This is a genomic window from Williamsia sp. SKLECPSW1, assembly GCF_054332755.1.
In genome coordinates this window covers 2,233,955-2,253,789 of the sequence record NZ_JBTGLI010000001.1, presented here as the reverse complement: position 1 = coordinate 2,253,789, position 19,835 = coordinate 2,233,955, and the positions used below count along the sequence as shown (strand labels likewise).

17 protein-coding genes are annotated in these 19,835 nt (G+C 70.4%); 3 read left to right on the top strand and 14 right to left on the bottom strand.

What is annotated here, in order from left to right; translation table 11 throughout:
* Positions 1-17 precede the first annotated feature (17 nt).
* A complete protein-coding gene (locus tag ACXVUM_RS10520) occupies positions 18-2,387 on the top strand; it encodes a tetratricopeptide repeat protein (RefSeq protein WP_458521736.1) in 2,370 nt (789 codons plus the stop codon).
* A 127-nt stretch (positions 2,388-2,514) separates the two neighbouring features.
* Here the strand turns inward: ACXVUM_RS10520 and ACXVUM_RS10515 are convergent, their stop codons facing one another.
* The 5 genes from ACXVUM_RS10515 to pta form a co-directional block, all read right to left on the bottom strand.
* Positions 2,515-3,414 (bottom strand): sucrase ferredoxin, encoded by a 900-nt coding sequence (locus tag ACXVUM_RS10515; protein ID WP_458521735.1) that lies wholly within the window; start codon positions 3,412-3,414, stop codon positions 2,515-2,517.
* Positions 3,414-4,637 carry a cupin domain-containing protein gene (locus ACXVUM_RS10510; RefSeq protein ID WP_458521734.1) on the bottom strand — a complete coding sequence of 408 codons (1,224 nt, stop codon included), beginning with the start codon at positions 4,635-4,637 and terminating at the stop codon, positions 3,414-3,416. Before ACXVUM_RS10510 ends, ACXVUM_RS10515 begins: the two co-directional genes overlap by 1 nt.
* 29 nt (positions 4,638-4,666) lie before the next feature.
* The gene (locus ACXVUM_RS10505) at positions 4,667-4,921 is read right to left on the bottom strand and encodes a BatC protein (protein ID WP_458521733.1); all 255 of its coding nucleotides are present in this window, start codon (positions 4,919-4,921) and stop codon (positions 4,667-4,669) included.
* A 204-nt stretch (positions 4,922-5,125) separates the two neighbouring features.
* Positions 5,126-6,328, bottom strand: coding sequence for an acetate kinase (locus ACXVUM_RS10500; protein WP_458521732.1), 1,203 nt, complete (start codon positions 6,326-6,328; stop codon positions 5,126-5,128).
* Positions 6,325-8,433 (bottom strand): phosphate acetyltransferase, encoded by a 2,109-nt coding sequence (gene pta / locus ACXVUM_RS10495; RefSeq protein ID WP_458521731.1) that lies wholly within the window; start codon positions 8,431-8,433, stop codon positions 6,325-6,327. Before pta ends, ACXVUM_RS10500 begins: the two co-directional genes overlap by 4 nt.
* Positions 8,434-8,554: 121 nt before the next feature.
* Here pta and ACXVUM_RS10490 point away from each other — a divergent pair, with 121 nt between their 5' ends.
* On the top strand, positions 8,555-9,514 hold the full coding sequence (locus ACXVUM_RS10490; protein ID WP_458521730.1) for an esterase/lipase family protein: 960 nt from the start codon (positions 8,555-8,557) through the stop codon (positions 9,512-9,514).
* A gap of 49 nt (positions 9,515-9,563) precedes the next feature.
* Here ACXVUM_RS10490 and ACXVUM_RS10485 read toward each other — a convergent pair whose 3' ends face one another.
* The gene (locus ACXVUM_RS10485) at positions 9,564-10,427 is read right to left on the bottom strand and encodes a hypothetical protein (RefSeq protein WP_458521729.1); all 864 of its coding nucleotides are present in this window, start codon (positions 10,425-10,427) and stop codon (positions 9,564-9,566) included.
* A 47-nt stretch (positions 10,428-10,474) separates the two neighbouring features.
* On the opposite strand from ACXVUM_RS10485, the gene ACXVUM_RS10480 reads away from it, so the two are divergent.
* Entirely contained in the window at positions 10,475-10,924 is a 450-nt protein-coding gene (locus tag ACXVUM_RS10480) for a GNAT family N-acetyltransferase (RefSeq protein WP_458521728.1), read from the top strand.
* 84 nt (positions 10,925-11,008) lie between these two features.
* On the opposite strand, the gene ACXVUM_RS10475 is transcribed toward ACXVUM_RS10480, so the two are convergent.
* The 8 genes from ACXVUM_RS10475 to ACXVUM_RS10440 all read right to left on the bottom strand — a co-directional run bounded on the left by ACXVUM_RS10475 (position 11,009) and on the right by ACXVUM_RS10440 (position 19,786).
* Entirely contained in the window at positions 11,009-13,090 is a 2,082-nt protein-coding gene (locus tag ACXVUM_RS10475; RefSeq protein WP_458521727.1) for an ArnT family glycosyltransferase, read from the bottom strand.
* A gap of 263 nt (positions 13,091-13,353) precedes the next feature.
* Positions 13,354-14,064, bottom strand: a complete 711-nt coding sequence (locus ACXVUM_RS10470; protein WP_458521726.1) for an enoyl-CoA hydratase/isomerase family protein — start codon at positions 14,062-14,064, stop codon at positions 13,354-13,356.
* Positions 14,065-14,074: 10 nt separating this feature from the next.
* On the bottom strand, positions 14,075-15,001 hold the full coding sequence (locus ACXVUM_RS10465; protein WP_458521725.1) for a DMT family transporter: 927 nt from the start codon (positions 14,999-15,001) through the stop codon (positions 14,075-14,077).
* Between the two features lie 86 nt (positions 15,002-15,087).
* Positions 15,088-15,876: an alpha/beta fold hydrolase gene (locus ACXVUM_RS10460; RefSeq protein WP_458521724.1), complete on the bottom strand. Its 789-nt coding sequence runs from the start codon at positions 15,874-15,876 to the stop codon at positions 15,088-15,090.
* Between the two features lie 79 nt (positions 15,877-15,955).
* Positions 15,956-16,981: a glucose-6-phosphate dehydrogenase (coenzyme-F420) gene (gene fgd / locus ACXVUM_RS10455; RefSeq protein WP_458521723.1), complete on the bottom strand. Its 1,026-nt coding sequence runs from the start codon at positions 16,979-16,981 to the stop codon at positions 15,956-15,958.
* 51 nt (positions 16,982-17,032) lie between these two features.
* Entirely contained in the window at positions 17,033-18,352 is a 1,320-nt protein-coding gene (locus ACXVUM_RS10450) for a sensor histidine kinase (protein ID WP_458521722.1), read from the bottom strand.
* A gap of 20 nt (positions 18,353-18,372) precedes the next feature.
* A complete protein-coding gene (locus ACXVUM_RS10445) occupies positions 18,373-19,092 on the bottom strand; it encodes a response regulator transcription factor (RefSeq protein WP_458521721.1) in 720 nt (239 codons plus the stop codon).
* A gap of 37 nt (positions 19,093-19,129) precedes the next feature.
* The gene (locus ACXVUM_RS10440; RefSeq protein ID WP_458521720.1) at positions 19,130-19,786 is read right to left on the bottom strand and encodes a DUF5666 domain-containing protein; all 657 of its coding nucleotides are present in this window, start codon (positions 19,784-19,786) and stop codon (positions 19,130-19,132) included.
* Between the last annotated feature and the right edge of the window lie 49 nt (positions 19,787-19,835).

The following is a 19,835-nucleotide window of genomic DNA, read 5'->3' as shown; positions in this document are numbered from 1 at the left end:
GGGAGGTGGCACAGCGCGTGCAGCACGATCACGATCATTCGGACGTCGCGACGCAGGCTGCCGTGCCGGACATCTCGACGCAGGCCGCGGTGCCCGACATCGCGACGCAGGCCGCGGTCCCCGACGTGGGGACCGTCGCCGCCGATCTCCCCTCGGCGCCCGACCAGACCACCGACAACGCGGGGACGCGGGTGCCGCCGTCGGCGCAGGCGCTGACGAGTCGCGTGACCCGCAAGCGCCGCCGGCTGGGAACCGGTCTCGTCGACGTCACCTGGGTGCGCGACATCGAACCCGAGGACGCGGTGATGGAGCACCCCGTCATCCCCGAGTCGAAACGAAAGTGCTGGCAGTGCGGCACGTCGCTCGACGACTCCGACCTCCCGCTCACCGGGTCGTGCCCGAACTGCGGCGTCCGGTACTCGTTCGTGCCCGGCCTGACACCGGGGACCATGGTCGCCGACCAGTACGAGATCCGCGGAGCCATCGCGCACGGCGGGCTGGGGTGGATCTATCTCGCGGTCGACCGCAACGTCGCCGATCGTGCCGTCGTGCTCAAGGGCCTGCTGAACTCCAAGGACAGGGAGGCGCAGGCGGTCGCGTTCGCCGAGCGGCAGTTCCTCGCCGCCGTGTCCCACCCGAACATCGTCAAGATCTTCAACTTCGTCGAACACACCGACGACCGCGGCAACACCTTCGGCTACATCGTCATGGAGTACGTCGGCGGCGCGACGTTGAAGAGTCTCACCACCCCGGCCGGCGAGTCGTCGACCCAGCGGACGCAGATGCCTCCCGAGGAGGCCATCGCCTACGTCCTCGAGATCATGCCGGCGGTGTCCTACCTGCACACGGTCGGACTGGTGTTCAACGACATCAAGCCGGAGAACATCATGATCGGCGGCCAGGAGGTCAAGCTGATCGACCTCGGGGCGGTCTCGGCGATCAACGGGTACGGGCACCTGTACGGCACACCTGGGTTCCAGGCTCCCGAGATCGTCTCGACCGGACCGCAGGTGGCCACCGACGTCTACAGCATCGGCAGGACGCTGGCGGTGCTGACGGTCGACATGCCGATGGAGAACGGCCGCTACCTCGACGGGCTCCCGTCCCCGGAGGATTCGCCGGTGTTGGCCGAGAACGAGTCGTTCCGGCGGTTGCTGCAGCGCGCGACCGACCCCGACCCGGACGAGCGCTTCGCCTCGGCCGACGAGATGACCGGGCAGATGGTCACCGTGTTGCGCGAGATCGTGGCGCGTCACACCGGCGTGCCCCGACCGGCCCTCTCGACGGTGTTCACCCCGCAGCGCACGACGTTCGGCACCGACCTGATGCTCGGACCCGTCGACGGGTTCTTCGACCCGGTCAACTCGGAGACGTTCCTCGATCCCGACGACATCGCCTCCGCGCTGCCCGTCCCGCTGGTCGATCAATCCGATCCCGCTGCGGGGCTGCTCACCTCGGCGGCACTGTCGGAGCCGAACCAGACCCTCGACACCATCCGGTCCGCGAAGCAGGACGGGTTGTCGTCGCTGATCGGCACCGACCCGTCGGACGATCACCCCTCGCTGGAGGTGGATCTGGCCGAGGCCCGCGCCTACATCGAACTGCGCGACGTCGACACGGCCCTGGGACTGCTGGACATCACGGCCCGTCACCACCAGCACTCCTGGCGGATCGAGTGGTATCTGGGTCTCTGTGCCCTCATCAACGGTGAGGCCGAGCTCGCCCACGAGCGTTTCTGCGCCGTGCTCGCGGCGATGCCCGGAGAGGTCGCCCCGAAGCTGGCCGTCGCGGCGACCGCCGAGTTGATGGGGCGGTGGGCGCGTGCAGAACCCGGATCCGACGGTGCTGCCGAGCGCGACGCGGTCGTCACACACTGGTTCCGGATCGCGCGCGACGAGTACTGGACGCTGTGGCAGACCGACCGCGGGATCGTCACCGCCGCATTCGGGTTGGCGCGCATGCGTTTCGCGGTCGGCGACGTCGAGGGCACTGTGGGGGCGCTCGACGAGGTGCCCGCGACCAGCCGCCACTACAACACCGCGGCCTGCACCGCGGTCCTCGCCCTCGTGCACGGCCGACCCCCGGAAGCCGTCACCGACGAGCAGCTCCGCCAGGCGGCGCGACGCCTCGCGGCGATGCCCGAGACCGAGCCACGCAAACCCCGGTTGTCGATCATGGTGCTGGGAACCGCCCTGGGCTGGTTGGCCGTTCACCCCGACCGAGCGTCGGACGGCATGAGCCTGTTGGGGTTCTCGTTCACCGAACACGGACTCCGCGAGGGCCTCGAGAAGTCGCTACGCCGCCTGGCCCGGTCCACCGTCGACCGCAAACAACGCTTCCGACTCGTCGACCTCGCCAACGTGATCCGCCCGCAGACGCTGTTCTGAGGCAGTCGGGCTCTTCTGACGAGACACCTCCCGCCGGTGGAGTCGACCCGCCTCGACCTAGGCGCGATCATCCAGCGGCAGTACGTGATTCAGTCGACGCGTGCGCTTCGCACGGCGACACGCCCTGTCACGCCCACCGGAGCGACTCGCACACGAATCGCCGGACGCTGCCCGGGACCTGTGCCCGGCACATCGTCATCACCGAGTCCTCGGACAGGTAGGCGCGGACGGTCACGATGAGGCGCCGACCGTCACCGGCGTCGAGGATCACCCGCGTGTAGCCGTCATCGGTGTGCATCCCCAGCGGCCGCCACGCGTCGATGCGATCGTCGCCGGCGTTCTGACGTGCGAAATGCTGTGCAGCCTGCACCTCGTGGGACAGGCACGTCCGCCCGCGGAGATGTCCACCGACGATCCGGCCCTCACGGTGGTGTCGGATGATCTCCAGCGGATCCGTCGAGTCGACCCGTCCGTACGACAGCCCCTCGGGCAGCACGAGCATGGTCGCCGCGAAGCGGTCGCCTCCGAGATGGGAGCACTCCCAGGTCTCGTCGGGATGGGCGGCACCCAGTGCCGCCGCGACTCCACGCCCCCGCACGGCGCAGCAGAGATCGTGTTTGCCGTGTGCGCACACCGCGATCAGCGGGGAGTCCACCGGAGTGCCGGTCGACCCGTCGAGTGGGATGTCGAGATATCCGGTCGGGTCCTCGCATTCCCCGCCTACCAGGGTGGACCCGTCGAGGCCCGACCTCGCGACGAACCACCGCCACCGTCGCGCATCCGGCCGACGACCGGGTCGGCGGATCGCGACGATGCGCATCGACGCCGCCTCGGCCCGCCGCACGACGGACAGTCCGAGAGCGGGGTCGATGAGTGTCGGGGATTCCAGGAACGCCGACGGCCCCCATGGGCCACACATCTCCAGCATCAGCCACGCTGTGCCTGCGGACGCCGTCGCGAACATCGGCTCGTCGATCAGCAGGGACCGATCACTGCAGGGCGGGACCAACCTCGCGGTGTCCGCCATCAGTCGACCGGCACGACGACGGCTTCGCGCAGGAGTCGCCGGAGCAGGACCGTCGAGTCGGCGGCGTCGAGGCCCGGGAGCGACGAGACATCGGCGTCACGTCCGTCGACGAGGTGGCCGATCGCGTCGGCGCAGACGACGGGGAACGAGATGGTGCGTCCACCGAGGTGCAGGTGGACGCGGTCGGGATCCTGCGAGACGGTCGCGATCAGTCCGTGCCGCCACCGGACGCGCACCGACTCCACATCGGTCATCGCGTCCAGTGTGGCAAGCGGACGGACCGCGGCAGGTCTTGTGCGGGAGGCGATCTCGCGGGTCAGGTCCGATGCGACGCCGGATCCCCACTCGTGCGCACGGTCGCGGAGTTCGTCGGCGAAGGCCAGGAGGGCCTTGGTCGCCTCCGCTTCGAGGGTCGCGTGGTCGGTCGGGTCGACACCGAGCGGCAACGACGTCCGCAGCTCGGTCACCGACTCCGCCACGCGGGACACGGCAGCGGTGATCACGTCGACGCGGGTGAGCGCGGGCACCCCGATGGTGAGGTGGATGGACGTCTCGTCGGTGGTCCGCGCGGAGTGCAGCCACCCGCGCGGGAGGTACAGCGCGTCACCGGGAGCAAGGGTGGTGTCGATGTGGGGGTCCTGCGCGACGCGATCGCGGATGGCGTCGCGGTGATCGGTCCACGGCTGCGTCGCCAGCGGACTCTGCACCACCGGCTCGTGGATCGTCCAGTGCTTGTGCCCGGCGATCTGCAGCACGAACACGTCGTGCACGTCGTGGTGGGAGTCGAAACCCTGACTTCCCGGCGGAGTGACGTAGGCGTTCGCCTGCACCGGGTGTCCGAGGTCGTCGACGAGACCCCGGACGAAGTCGATGATCGGAGGCCACAGTCTGTGCAGACCCTGCACCACGATGGAGGCGCCGCCGGCGAACGCGGCCAGGGCCTTGGCCGAGTCGACCTGATCGCCGATCTCGGCGCCCACCCCGGCGGGCGACAGGAACTCGTCCCGCGCCAGCAGCGACCCGTTCTTGGCCATCCGGATGAACGGCGCGCGCACGCCGCGTTCGGCGAGCAGTTCGTCGACCGCGGAGGGCGACAGCAGGTCCGCGAAATCCTGCGGCAGATCGGCCGCACGGCTGAGGAGAGGCCGGACACCCCAGTGCTGCGTCGCGAACGCCGACGTGTCGACGGCGACGCACCGGTTCAGGGTGTCCGACCTCTGCATCGATTCAGCTCTCGCGGTGACCCGACAGATCAGGCGGTGCCGTCGGCGCCGCCGTCGTGCCCGTTCGGGTTCGAACCGCCGTCGGCCGGGCCCTCGCCCGCATCGGCGGTGCCGTCGGCGCCGCCGTCGTGCCCGTTCGGGTTCGAACCGCCGTCGGCCGGGCCCTCGCCCGCGCCGGCGGTGCCGTCGGCGCCGCCGTCGTGCCCGCTCGGATTCGAACCGCCGTCGGCCGGACCCTCGCCGCCCGCGCTCGAGGTGGTGATGTCGTTGTCGTCGAGTGCCATGGTGTGCCTTTCCTCGCGCTTCCGGTGCGGGCAGGCGTGCCGCCTCGCCCACGTCTTCTCTACCACCGCCGACGTCGACCGCAGTCGATTCCGCGAATCGACGCAGGTGCTCACGGAGTACCCCGCGGCGCGGTGTCCGAATCAACCATCGGGCGGACGAATGCTATTCCCGTGCGGTCGCCGACGCCGATCCGCGCGGTGCGGTCAGTCGTTCCGGACGAGCGTCGCGGCCTTGCGGGCGATCGCGAACTCCTCGTCGGTCGGGACGACGAGCACGGCGACCTGCGAGTCCTCGGGTGAGATTCGCCGCGCGTCGTGCGAGCGGACGGCGTTCGCCGCCGGGTCGACGGTGACGCCGTAACCGTCGAGCCCGGCGAGTGCGTCGGCGCGCACGCCTGCAGCGTTCTCCCCCACACCCGCGGTGAACACGATCGCGTCCACTCGACCCAGGTCGATCATGTAGGCCCCGATGTAGCGGCGCAGACGGTGGATGTAGACGTCGTAGGCGAGGCGGGCGCGCTCGTCGCCGTCGTCGATGCGGGCGGTGATGGTGCGGAAGTCGTTGTCCCCGCACAGTCCCGTCAACCCGGAACCGCTGTTGAGCATCCGGTCGACGGCGTCGATGTCCATGTCGGCGACGCGACCGAGGTAGGCGACGATGGCCGGGTCGAGATCGCCGCTGCGCGTGCCCATCACGAGTCCCTCGAGCGGGGTGAGTCCCATCGAGGTGTCGATCGCACGTCCACCGCGCACTGCCGACGCCGATGCACCGTTGCCGAGGTGGAGCACGACGAGGTTCACCTCCGACGCGGGCCGCCCGAGGAACTCGGCGGCCGCCCCGCTCACATACTCATGCGACGTCCCGTGGAACCCGTAGCGACGGATGTCGTGTCGGCGGGCGATCTCGTCGTCGATGGCATATGTCGCCGCATGTGCCGGGAGGTCGTGGAAGAAGGCGGTGTCGAACACGGCGACCTGCGGGACGTCGGGCAGGATCTCCCGCATCGCGCGGACGCCCGCGAGGTTGACCGGGTTGTGCAGCGGCGCCAGGCTGCTGAGGGCATCGATGGCGGCGACTGCCGCGTCGTCGAGGACGACGGGTTCGCTGAACCGCCTGCCACCGTGGACGACACGATGACCGACCGCGAGAAGATCCGCCGAGCGCAGGTCCGTTCCGGCCTTCGCGAACAGGTCGAGCGCGGTGTGCAATGCGTCGCGGTGATCGCCGATGTCGCCGTGGGCCTCGTGGGTCGAGCCACCCTGCTCGTGGTCGGCCGACGCGTCGGCGGAACCGATCCGCTCGACGATCCCCGTCGCGATCCGCTCACCCGACCCCGGATGCACCAGTTGATATTTCAGCGAGGACGACCCGGCGTTGAGGACCAGGACGGTGTCGGCGGCGGTCACCGCGACGCCGCCTGCGCCTGCGCCTGGATGGCGGTGATCGCGACGGTGTTGACGATGTCGGAGACCAGCGCGCCGCGGGACAGGTCGTTGATCGGTGCGGCGAGCCCCTGTAGTACCGGCCCGATCGCGACAGCGCCGGCGCTGCGCTGCACCGCCTTGTAGGTGTTGTTGCCGGTGTTCAGGTCGGGGAACACGAGGACGGTGGCCCGCCCGGCGACGTCGGAGTCGGGCATCTTGCTGCGTGCGACGCTCGGCTCGACAGCTGCGTCGTACTGGATGGGTCCCTCCACCAACAGATCCGGGTCTCGCTCCCGGACCAGCGCGGTGGCCGCGCGGACCTTGTCCACGTCGGCGCCGGCGCCGGATTCCCCCGTCGAGTAGGACAGCAGCGCCACGCGCGGCTCGATGCCGAACTGGGATGCTGTCGCCGCGGACGAGATCGCGATGTCGGCCAACTGCTCGGCGGTCGGATCGGGCACGATCGCGCAGTCGCCGTACGCGAGAACACGATCGGCGAGACACATGAAGAACACACTCGACACCGTCGACACACCGTCGGTCGTCTTGACGATCTCGAACGCCGGGCGGATGGTGTGGGCCGTCGTGTGCGCGGCGCCCGAGACCATCCCGTCGACCATTCCCGCGTACACCATCATCGTCCCGAAGTAGGAGACGTCGGTGATCACCTGGTGGGCGCGATCCAGGTTGACCCCCTTGTGCGCACGGAGATCGGCGTAGGTCTGCGCGAACTGCTCGCGATGCTCGGAGGTCTGCGGATCGATCACGTGTGCCTCGGACAGGTCGATGCCGAGTTCCTGTGCGCGCGAGTGCACATCGTCGACGTCACCCAGGAGGGTGAGGTCGGCGACGCCCCGACGCAGCAGACGACCCGCCGCACGCAGGATGCGGTCGTCGGTGCCCTCCGGCAGGACGATGCGTTTGCGGTCCGACTTGGCCTGGGCGACCAGCTGGTACTCGAACATCTGCGGTGTGACGACCGTCGGCGCCGAGAGTCGCAGCTTGTCGAGGAGCGTGTCGGAGTCGACGTGGTTCTCCATCAGGGTGAGGGCTGCGTCGATCTTGCGCACCGACTCGACGCCGACACGCCCCCGTGCGTGTGCCGCCGTGCGTGCGGTCTCGTACGTCCCCTGTTCGCAGGTGATGATCGGCAGCGACGACCTCAGTCCCTCCACCAGGGATTCGATCATCGGGTGCGGGGTCATCCCGCCGTTGAGGATGATGCCCGACAGCTTCGGGAAGCCTTGCGCCGCATTGGCGGTCACGAGCGCGAGGAGCACGTCGGACCGGTCTGCCGGAGCGATCACCGCGACCCCGTCGGTGAGGCGTTCGAGGATGTGCTCGGCGGTCATCCCGCCCACCATCACGCTCAGCGCCTCGCGGTCGAGCAGTTCGGGGTCGCCGCTGTACAGCTCACCCCCGAGTGCCGTCTTCAGCTCCGACATCGTCGGGGCCACCAGGACGGGGTCCTCGGGCAGCGCCCACGCGGGCAGACCGGACGCCTCGAGCCGTTCGCGGATCGCGTCGAGGTGGGCAGGGTCGCAGCGATTCGCGACCAGGGCGACGGCCTGGGCGTGTTCCCCGCGGACCTCGGCGATGCAGACCTCGGCGAGCGAGGCCACCTCGTCGGGTGTGCGGTCGGCCGCCTTGAGGGCCAGGAGCATGGGAGTGCCGAGGTTCGCAGCGATCCGAGCGTTGAAGCTCAGCTCCGAAGGGCTCGCCACATCGGTGAAATCGGACCCGATGACGAGCACCGAGTCGCATTGCTCTTCGACGGAGTGGAACCGGTCGACGATCTCGGCGAGAGTCGCCTCCGGATCGGCGTGGACCTCTTCGTAGGTCACGCCGATGCAATCGTCGTACGACAGGTCGACCGAATCGTGCTCCATGAGGAGTTCGAGGATGTAGTCGCGCTCACCCGACGCCGCGCGGGAGATGGGGCGGAAGACCCCGACGCGTCCGCCCGTGGCCGCGAGCAGGTGCAACGTGCCCAACGCGATCGTCGACTTCCCCGTGTCACCTTCGGCGGAGGCGATGTAGATGCTGCTCGACGTGCCGGGGGGTCCCTCGGGACTGTCTGCGCCCATGACCGACAGCCTAGGGCGTGACCGGATCGGTACGCGCCCTCCACCGAATCGATCGTTCGTACTCTCGACCGAGAACGACCGAACGCGTTTCACTGATGTGATGCGACGGTTTGCTACGTCAATGTCGACGGTGCTCGCGGCTGCGGCCTGCCTCCTCGGTGCCTCCGCAGCGCCCGCGGCGGCGTCCCCGGCCGACCGGGTGATGTCCGTGTTCCCCACGGCGTCGGCGCCGACCCTGCCCACGGTGACAGACGTCCGCAGGTACGCCATCGACCACCCCGACGCGCGCCCTCCCGGCAGCAACGACCTGTCGTGCCGCCCGGCGTCCCGGCACCCGCGACCGGTGATCCTGTTGCACGGCACGGACTCGAGTGCCTTCGCCGACTTCTCCGACATCGCCCCACTGCTCGCGCGACAGGGGTTCTGTGTGTTCGCCGTCAACTACGGCGGCGCACCCGGGGCGACCACCTTCGGTACCGAGGACATCCGCGCGGGCGCACCTGCGGTTCGGGCCTTCGTCGACCGGGTGCGGGCCGCGACACATGCGGACCGGGTGGACATCGTCGGGTACTCGCAGGGCGCGAACGTCGGCCGCTACGTCGTGGACAAGCTGGGGGCGGCCCCGTTCGTCGACCGCTGGATCGGCCTCGCACCGCCGAGCCACGGCAGCACGTTCTACGGGCTCGGGATGCTCACCCGGATACCCGGCGTGGATCGGTTGGTGTCACCGAAGCCGGTGAACGAGTCGATGCTGCAGCAGGTCGCCGGCTCGGAGTTCCTCCGCGAGCTGAACTCGCCGGCCGAGACGGTGGGAACCGTGCGATACGTGACCATCCGCACCGCTGTCGACGAGGTGATCCAGCCATCCACCAGCGGGGTGCTCCACGGCCCACGTGCGCGCGATGTGGTGATCCAGGACCGCTGTCCTGCCGACCTCACCGGCCACTTCCGCATGCCGTACGACGCGGTGGCGCAGAACCTTCTCGTCGAGGCGCTCGGCGGGACGCCCGTCGCCGGTGCCTGCCGACCTGTCGCACTCGGGACCGGGATCGCCGACATCATCCTCAACGCCCGGCGCTGAGGATCGACCCCGTCCCACGATCAGGCCGGTGACGGTCGGCCGAGACGCCTCAGCCATCCCCCACACGGGCCAATCTGTAGTGCAGGCGCAGGGCTGTGAGAGGTCCGACCGCGAGCCGGTGGTCGGTGCGCACGGTGTACTCACCGTCCGGGTAGACGACGAACTCCTCCCGGAGTGGAGCCCGCGCGGCGAACCATCGGCCGCGGTGGACGACCGAGATGTACGCGCCGTCGCCGCCGAAGGTCTGCGAACGAGACACGAGTCTCAACCCCCCGCCCGCGGTCACCGACGGCCGCAGGAACACCTGGACCGCCCCCATCTCGAGCGGGAACGCGACCCGGACGTGCGGCTGTCCGTCGTCGGCACCGGGTGGGATCTGCAGGCCGTAGAACCCGCTGTAGACGGGACTGCCGTCGCTGACGAGGGTGCGCAGCCACGCCGCGCCGAGTCGACCGCCGTCACCGTCTCGGACCACGCGGACGTCGCTGGTCATGCCGCGGCTCACCGACAGGGGCGACGTCGGCAGAGCGAGCTGCCGGACTCGACGCCCGAAGTACCGGGTGATGAACGCGCCGCCCGGCGCGAACAGCGGGTTCCACTGGGACCACACGTCCATCGACCACGCCGACGTCTGCTCGTAGAAGTCCCGGACCAGACCGTCGAGGCCGTCGGCACGGAATCCCGGCCCGTCCAGCGCGGACATGTCGTCGAACAACCCCGCTCGCGCGGGAGCGTCGACCACCCCCTGCGACGCGAACTCGTCGAGCCAGGCGTCGCCATGGTTTCCGGACGGGTTGTGGGGGGCCGCCAGCCACGCGTCCTGCGTCGACGTCGGGTCGATCGGCCTGCCGAGAGCACGCCAGAACAGCCTGGTGGACAGGTCGATCCGCGCACCGATCCCGCGTGTCGTCATGCCGTCGAAGGGTAGAGGCGTCGGGTGCCACCTGGCATCCTCGGTCGGTGACCATCTGCCTCACCACGGACGCATCGGAGGTGGCCGCCCTGCGGTGGGCGTGGGCGTGCGAGCAGGACGGTTCGCTCCCGCCCCACCCGGATGCCGGGTTCGTCGACGCCGTGGACGAGTGGATGTGCCGGCCCACACGCACCGTCTGGACCGTGCACGACGCCGACGACGAGGCGGTCGGGATGGTCTGCCTCACCGAGTACACCCGGATGCCGTCGCCGTCGGATGCCGCGGGTGGACGGTGGGGGTACCTCGGCCATCTCTTCGTGCGACCCGCCGCCCGCGGTGCGGGACTCGGCGAGACCCTCGTCCGTCATGTGCTCGCCGCCGCCACCGACCGCGGGTACGCGAAGGTCGTGCTGGCCCCGAGCACTGCGTCGATCCCCGTCTACGAGCGATGCGGGTTCTCCGCTGACACGGGTCTGATGCTGTGGCGGCCCCGCTGACACGACAGTTCCGGTGCCGCCACGTGTCACCAGGCGACACGCACGTGCACCGGAACCGTCGAGGGCGGATAGGGCCGAGCGGGATCAGGTCAACGCGTAGACCGTCTGGCCGCCGACCGTCGTCGCGGTGTAGTTCGCCGCGACCCACCGAGAGATCTCCTGAGCACTCGAGCTGCCCCCGCCGGGGCCGCCTCCCGATCCGCTGCCGATGTAGTAGCCGATCTTGCCGTCCTTCACGTACTGGATGAACTGGGCGAGGGTCGGGGTGGGGTCACCACTCCAGCCACCGATGGCCATCACCGACGTGCCACTGGCGATCTCCAGTCCCGCCGCCGACTGCGACCCGTTCACGGCCGCCGCCCACCTGGTCGTCGTCGACGTCAGCAACGCGGTGAGCTCCGACGACGTCGAACCGCCCGTGCCCATCCCGCCGCCACCGCGACCCGACTGCTGCGTCGGCGCCGAGCCCTGCTCGGCCGAGTTCTGCTCGGCCGAGTTCTGCTGACCACCGGCGCCCGACGGCGGCGTGGCGCGCTGGGCTGAGCCGCCCGAACCACCCGGGCCACCACCCATCCCGCCGCCGGGACCACCACCCATGCCCGACGCCTGCGACGTCGAGACCGCCGTCGGGATCGATCCCGTGTGCTCGGTCGCGGCGGTCGCGATGCCGAAGGCCGCTGTGGCGCTGAACCCGACCAAGGCACCCACGACGGCCGTGGTCGCGACGAGCTTCTTCCACCGCATCTGCCCACCGACGACGACACCGATCGCGCAGACCGCCGCGATCACGCCGATCGCCCACCGAGTCCACGTCGGGCCGAAGTCGTTGCGTGACAGCAGGACGACAGACCATCCGGCCGCGAGCACGATCATCGCGGCGAGCGCGAGACGACCGTCGAGGCGGTCACGTAGTCGCCACGCGAACGCGGCACCGAGGCCGACGAGCGCTCCGATCGCCGGCGCCAGAGCCACCGTGTAGTACGGGTGGATCGTGCCACTCATGTAGCTGAAGATCAGGCCGGTCACGACGAGCCAGCCGCCCCACATCAGCAGACCGGCCTTCTCCCCGCGGTCGAGGCGGGCGGTCTCCCGAACCCGGATGAACTGCCGCACCACGAGATACAGGCCGAAGACCAGCACGAAGAGCGCGACGGGCAGCAGCCAGGAGATCTCGTTGCCCATCTCCGAGCCGAACAGTCGGTCGAGGCCGGTCGAGCCGCCGAAGCTGGAACCGGCCGCGCCGTTGCCGCCCATACCCCCTCCGCCACCGTTGCCACTGCCGCCGAGGATGCGGCCGAGGCCGTTGTAGCCCAGCACCAGATCCATCACCGTGTTGTTCGTCGAGCCGCCGATGTACGGCCGCGACCCGGCGGGCCACAGCGCGACGACGAGCACCCACCAGCCGGCCGCGACGACGAGTGACACCGCCGCCAGCGCGAGATGCGTCAGCCGACGCAGCCAACCGGTGTCGGCCAACAGCAGGTAGGCGATTCCGAACGCCGGCAGCACCAGCAGGCCCTGCAGCATCTTCGTCAGGAACGCGAAACCCAGTGCGACGCCGACGAGTGCGAGCCACCGCCCGGACCCGGCCGTGACACCTCGGACGAGGGCATAGCCCGCGGCCACCATGAGCAGCACGAGCAGCGCGTCGGGGTTGTCGAAGCGGAACATCAACGCGGCGGCCGGGGTGAACGCCAGCACCGCCCCTGCGACGGTCGCGGCGATCGTGCCGAGCCGCCGGTCGGCGATCGTGCGACGGATCGTCGCGTACAGCAGCGCCACCGCGGCGACGCCCATCAGCGCCTGCGGCGCCAGGACCGCCCAGCTGTTCATCCCGAAGATCCGCACCGACAGGCCCGTCACCCACAGCGATGCCGGGGGTTTGTCGACGGTGATGAAGTTCTGCGCGTCGAGCGAGCCGAAGAACCATGCCTTCCAACTGGTCCCGCCGGCCTGCGCGGCGGCCGCGTAGAAGCTGTTGGCGTACCCGTTCATCGACAGGTTCCAGAGATAGAGCACCGCGGTGACGACCAGCAGGATCGGCAGCGGTGCGCGCGTCAGCACGCGGGAGCGGACAGGTCGGGACGACTCGATGGCAGCCCGATGGCGACCACCATCGGGCTCCGATCCGGCGGGCGGGCGGGCCCGGTCGACGAGGGTGGTCATGAAGCCTCCGTAGGACGGCGACCGGCACGTGCCGGTCGGTGAGGTCTTCACGATGTCCGTTCTGCCTCGATCGTCGCTGCGGGGAGACTGGGAGATGGCTGGGAGCGTTCGCTGGTGGGAGCGGGGATGATCGGCGACCGGTGGGGGGGGGTCGACAACCTCGGGAGGCGGTCGCCCCGAACCCTGGTCGGACTCCACCGGCAAGCAGCTCGATCTCGCCGACGGCCCCCTGTACCTGAAGCGCCTCGCCGAGGCGTGACCGCTCAGCTGCCGGCGATGGCCGCCTGGTCACCGACACCGGACACCGTCGCCCGCAGTGCGGCGACGGTGGAGGCGTAGCGCGAGGCCTTGATCTCGCCGAGGGTGCGCCCCCGCGTGTTCTGGTGGGTCCGCCCGTAGGTGACGGCCGCCGGCAACACCTCGTCGACGGCGACGGCGGCGTCGGCGATCCCGAGATCGCGGGCGACCTCCCCGCCGTACCGGCGCCCGGTCATCAACATCTCGTGCGCGGGCCGCACCGGGAGTCGGTCGGCGACGAGCATGACGCTGCCGGGGGCGTAACTGGCGCCGATCGTGACGCCGGGCATGCAGATGTACCCGCGGTCGACGCGCATGACCAGGTGGTCGTGAGCGATGGCCACCAGGGCGCCACCGCCGAACGCATGCCCCTGCACGGCGGCCGCGGTGGGCATCGGGAACGTCAGGAGTCGTGCGAGGAGCTCCTGCACGCTCTGGGTGTAGGCGTCGACCTGGTCGACGTGTTCGAGCACCCACGCGGTGTCGAGGCCTGTGCAGAAGAACTTGCCGGCACCGGTCGTGACCAGCGCCGCGGGCCCCTCGGACGCGAGCACCTCGTCGAGCAGCTCGTTGACCTGGGCGACCTGCGGCGGGCCGAGGACGTTCTCGGTGTCGGTCGCATCCTCGTCGTTCAGATGGAGCACGAACACGGTGTCGTCACGCGTCAGGTGGGGCACACCAGCGACCCTAGTCGGCGGCGCGCACCACCGGCGCGGTCTCGAGCACAGCGGCGTCCACGACACGCGATCTGCGTCGGCTGATCGCGACGCCGGTCAGGCACAGCGCCCCGCCGACGAACCCGAACACCGTCGGCACCTCTCCCAGCGTCAGCCACGACAGGCCGATGGCGAGCGCAGGGACCACCAGCGACGTCGCCGCCAGCCTGCCCGCGTCCGTCCGGGACAGCGCGTACGCCCACGTGGTGAAGGCGATCGCGGTGGGACCGATGCCCAGGTAGATCACACCCACCACGGCCGATGTCGGAGCGTGGGCGATCTCATGGATGCTCGACGACGCGAACGGGACGGTCGCGAGCATCCCGGCCGCACACCCCACCCAGGTGGCCGTCACCGAATCCACGCTTCGCAGTGCGGCTTTCTGTGTCAGCACGCCCGTCGCGTACAGCACCGCGGTCAGCAGACCGAGGCCGATGCCCAGCATGTCGCTGCTCCCGCCGCTCCCCCCGACGGCGATGATCACGACGCCGGTGAAGGCGATCGCCATCCCGATCACGAGGGGCGTGGGGAAGCCCTCGCCGAAGAACAGTCCCGCGGTGACGGCGACGAGGATCGGCGCGAAGTTCACCAGCAGCGAGGCGGTCCCGGCGTCGAGATGTCGTTCGGCCCAGTTCAGCAGGACGGTGTACGCACCGAACCACAGGACCCCATACGCGAGGACGAGTGCCAGCGACCGCCCGCGGGGGAACGGCCGGCGATGGCGAAGGGCGAGTCCCACCAGCACGGCGGTACCGACGGCCAGCCGCAGGAACGCCATCCCGCCGGGTGAGAAGTGTTCCCCCGCCGACCGGATCACCACGAACGACGACGCCCACAGCACCATGGTCACGGCGGCCGCCACCAGCGCGACGCTCGCAGGATCGGTTCGACGGGTCATGGGGAGAGCGTGACCGACGGGAAGCCGGCGGGACAAGCGGGTTTCGGACAGGAGCCGCACAGATCGCGCCAGAGCGGCGGTGCGGCTCAGTCGATCCCGACGAACCGGGCGATGCGATCCGCCATCGCCTCCGGATCCCACGAATGGTGCGCACCGGCGATGCGCTCGGAGCGTCCGTCGGACGCCGCCGCGCCGATCGCGTCGGCCGCCTCCGGCATACCCGGGAACGTCTCGGTCCCGACGGCGGCGAGGACCGGGACGTGGACGGGGGCGAGGATCGTCGTCAGCGGCTCCGCGCTGACGGCGACGAGGGCACGCCCATCGGGGCGCAGACTCTCGACCTGCGCGACCACCGCCTCCCAGATCCCCGACTGGTGGGCGGACTCGATGAACTCCGCCGGCATGTCCCGCATGTACTGCCGCTGCGCGCCGTCACCGTCACCGGCGTCGAGGCGACGTTCGAACTCGTCGATCCACTCCCGGGTCGCCTCGCCGGTGTGCATGAACGGGGCCTCCCACAGCACGAGACCGGTGACCGGCAGACCGGCCCGCGCGGCCTCGATGGCGATCGCACACCCCGACGAATGGCCGCACAGCACCGCGGAGCCGCCGGCGACGTCGATCATCGTCGCGACGGCCGCGAGTTCGCGCTCCAGGGTGATGATCCCCTCGACGGGGCTCTCGTTGCGGCCGAGCCGATCGTGGACGACCGACGACACACCTCGCTCCGCCAGGAGCATCGCGGTGGCTGTCGTCGCAGGATCGCCCGCACGGTGCGGACCCGCACCCGCGACGAACACGACGGCCGGCCCGCCGGCGCCGTGACGGTCGAAGGCGACGGTGTCACCGAGCGCGGTCGTGGCGAATTCGGTCATGGGGAGGTCTCCTCGGGTCGACGGGATCGTGCTGTCGAGTGGTGAGACCCGGCGGGTCCCGAGAAGTCATCGCCGGCGGCTACCCGGAGGTGACCGACAGCTTCCGCAGACGCGGCGCGAGGTCCGAGGCGAAGTTGTCGAGGAAACGCTGCTGATCGTGGCCGGGCGCGTGGAAGACGAGGTGGTTGAGCCCGGCGTCGGTGTACTGCTTCACGGCCTCGACGGCCTCGTCGGGATCGGACGCGACGATCCAGCGCTTGGCGACCTGCTCGATCGGCAGCTCGTCGGCGAGGCGCTCCATCTCCGTCGAGCTGTTCACGCTGTGCTTCTGTTCCTGCGTGAGCGACAGCGGCGCCCAGAACCGCGTGTTCTCCAGCGCCAGTTGCGGATCGGGATCGTAGGAGATCTTGATCTCGATCATGCGGTCGATGTCGTCGATCGAGCGCTCCGCCTTCTCGGCGCCCTCCCTGACGGCCGGGATGAGCTTCTCGGTGTACAGCTCCATGCCCTTGCCCGAGGTGCAGATGAAACCGTCGCCCTGCCGCCCGGCGTACCGCGCGACGACGGGACCGCCCGCCGCGACGTAGACGGGGACCGGATTGTCGGGGATGTCGTACATGTACGCGCCCTGCGTCGTGTAGTAGTCGCCCTCGAAGTCGACCTTCTCGCCCGTCCACAACTCGCGCATGAGGCGGATCGCCTCCCGCAGACGCGCGAAACGTTCCTTGAACTCGGGCCATTCACCCTGGAACCCGGTGGCGTACTCGTTGAGCGCCTCACCGGTGCCGACACCGAGCATGATGCGGTCGGGGTACATGCACGCCATCGACGCGAACGCCTGCGCGATGACCGCGGGGTTGTAGCGGAACGTGGGGGTCATCACCGACGTCCCGATCTGCACCCGCTTCGTGCGCTCGCCGACGGCGGCCATCCAGGCCAGGGAGAACGGCGCGTGGCCACCCTCGTGCCGCCACGGCTGGAAGTGGTCGCTGACGGCGACGGAGTCCATCCCGGCGGCCTCGGCCGCGACGGCGATCTCGACGAGCTCGCGCGGGTCGAACTGCTCCGCCGACGCCTTGTACCCGAGTCTGAGTTCCTGAGCCATTGCTTCACCTCACCCTTGAGCGTCCATCGACGCCCTTCACCGTAGCCCGGCCTACGGAACGGGCGGTGGCCCAGACGGCCCGGGCGCGACGGGGAGGTCGAGTCGGAACACCGCGCCGGGTGGCTCGGTGGGGACGAGGACCACGTCCCCACCGTGCGACCGGGCGAGGCCCCGGGCCACGGCGAGCCCCAGCCCCGACCCTCCCGAGCGGCGGTCGCGGGAGTCGTCGAGCCGGACCATCCGCTCGAAGACCCGGTCGCGGTCCTGTGCGGGGATGCCGACGCCGGAGTCGGAGACGACGAGGTGGACCCAACCGGGCGAGGCGTCGACGGTGAGCTGCACCCGGCCGCCCGCCGGCGTCGCCTGACAGGCGTTGTCGACGAGGTTCGCGACGATCTGCGCGACGCGGACCGGGTCGGCCATCGCATGGGGTGCACTCCCCTGCACCTCGATGGTCAGCTCGGGGTGCAGCAGCCGTACCCGCTCCGCCTGCTCCCCGGCGACGGCACCGATGTCGGTGGGGCGCGGCGACAGCGTGATCCCGGTGTCGATCCGCGCCATCTCCAGCATGTCGTCGACGAGGCGGCCGGCGCGGCGCGTCTCCTGGATCAGCAGCAGTGTCAGGCGTTCTCGTTCCTCGACGGGGGTGTCCCGATCGGCCTGCAGCAGGGTCTCGGCGACCGCCTGGACACCGGTGATCGGGGTGCGCAGTTCGTGCGCGGCGTCGGCGACGAACTGCCGCACCGCCTGCTGCGCCCCACGTTCGCGCGCCACCGCGCCCTCGAGGGAGTCGAGCATGTCGTCGAACGCCGCAGCGGTGCGCCCGAGTTCGGTACCGGGGTCTCGTGGGCTGAGGCGCTCACCCCGATGTCCACGGGCGATCGACCGGGCGAGCGACGTCATCGCGTCCAGCGGCGCGAGCGCGTAGCGCATCCCCACCCACAGAAGGCCCACCGTGACAAGCAGCGCAGCCGCCCCGGCGATCACCATCCCCCACACCAACCGACTCCGCACCCTGTCGAGCAGACGCCCGTCGACGGCGAGTACGAGACGTGCACCCTGCGCCCACGCCTTCGTCGATCGCAGGACCACGACCCGCCGCGCGGCGGAGTCGTCCTCGGGCAGACGCGAGCCGTAGACCCGCCCGTCGGCGAGGATCACCTGTGCACGCACCGATCGGTTGTCGACGCGCGCCAGCAGCGCCTGCGGGGAGGCGGCGGTGCGGGCGATCTGCCGCGCATAGGAGGCGCGGTCGGTGAGGAGCCCGTCGACGGCGCGGTCGGAGGCGGTGGCGAACAGCGTCACCCCGATGACGACCATCGCGACCAAGACGATCGCGAGCACCAGCGCGGCCAGCGCGGTGACCCGCATGCGCAGCGACCCACCTGATCTCACCCGGTCTCACCACCGACCGTCTCCGCGCTGTCGAGCCGGTAGCCCAACCCGCGCTCGGTGTGCAACAGGCGGGGTCCGTGCGCCTCGAGCTTGCGGCGCAGCGTGCTGATGTTGACCTCGACCAGGTTCGGGTCGTAGTGCTCGTATCCCCACACCGCGGTGAGGATCTGGGTCTTGGTGACCACGCGTCCGCGTCGGCCGGCGAGGAACACGAGGACGCGGAACTCCGTCGCGGTCAGCGAGATCGGCACCCCGCCGCGTCGGACCGACGCGGCCTCCGGGTCGATCACCAGGTCGTCGACGAGGATGGTCGACGCCAGACGCCCGCGGCGCCGCAGGACGGCGGCCACACGGGCGACGAGCTCGGCCATCTCGAACGGTTTCGACACGTAGTCGTCGGCACCCTCGGTGAGGCCGTGCAGGCGATCGGCCACCGCGTCACGCGCGGTGACCATGAGGATCCCGGCGTCGCTCCGCCGCCGGACGATCTCCAGCAGCGCGAACCCGTCGGAACCCGGCAACATCACGTCCAGCAGCACGGCGTCCGGACGGAACTCGCGCAGATCGTGTTCGATGCGCGAACCGTCCGGACGCGCGAGCACCGTGTGACCGGCGTCGGTCATCGCGGCGTCGATCGCCACGCGGATCGGCGTCGAGTCCTCGACCACCAACACCCGGGCGCCGCCGCCCGGGCCGGCGCTCCGCGACTCGCTCACAGGGGACGATTCTGCCAGCGAGCCGCCACCGGGACCGTCAGCTCGGCGCGACGGCCGACGGTGCCGGACTGCTGGGCCCGGTGCGCGGCACGCGCTTGACGACACGGACGGCGTCGACCGTCGTCCCCGTTCGCTTCCCCGAGACGGCGATCCGGTCGCCGACCGCGAAGTCCGACGCCTGCGCAGGCGCCTTGGCGGTGCCGAACTTCGTGTCCGCACCGATGGTCACCGTGAACGGGTCACCCTGCACGGTCTGGATCGTCCAGGTGGATCCGTTCATCGCGGTGATGGTGCCCGCGACACCGCGGGAATGTCGTGCGTGCTCGTGCTTCCCCTCGGCAGTCGACGGGTTCGTCGACTGCCGCTCGGCCACCATCGTGGTGCGTGTCGGCTGCGGGTTGTCGGTGGAGGCCCAACCGATCAGCCCGCCGACGACACCGCCCACGACGAGCGCCGCGACACCGGTCGCCGCGAGTGTGCGACGGGATCCGATGCCCCACCGCGACGGCGGGGTCGGCCCACCCGGCGGGGGTCCTTCCGGCGGGGGACCCTGCTGGATCGGCCCCTGCTGGATCGGCCCCTCGTGGGGGAACGGCGGTGGGCCCGCCGGGGTGGCGTAGGGCCGGGTGTCGTCGGCCGGCGGCTCGTACGGGGCCCGATCGGCCGGGTTCTGCGGATCATGGGGTTCGCTCATGGCGGCCACGGTAGGAACGTCGGCGGCCGCGCGGCTGAAGACGGACTGA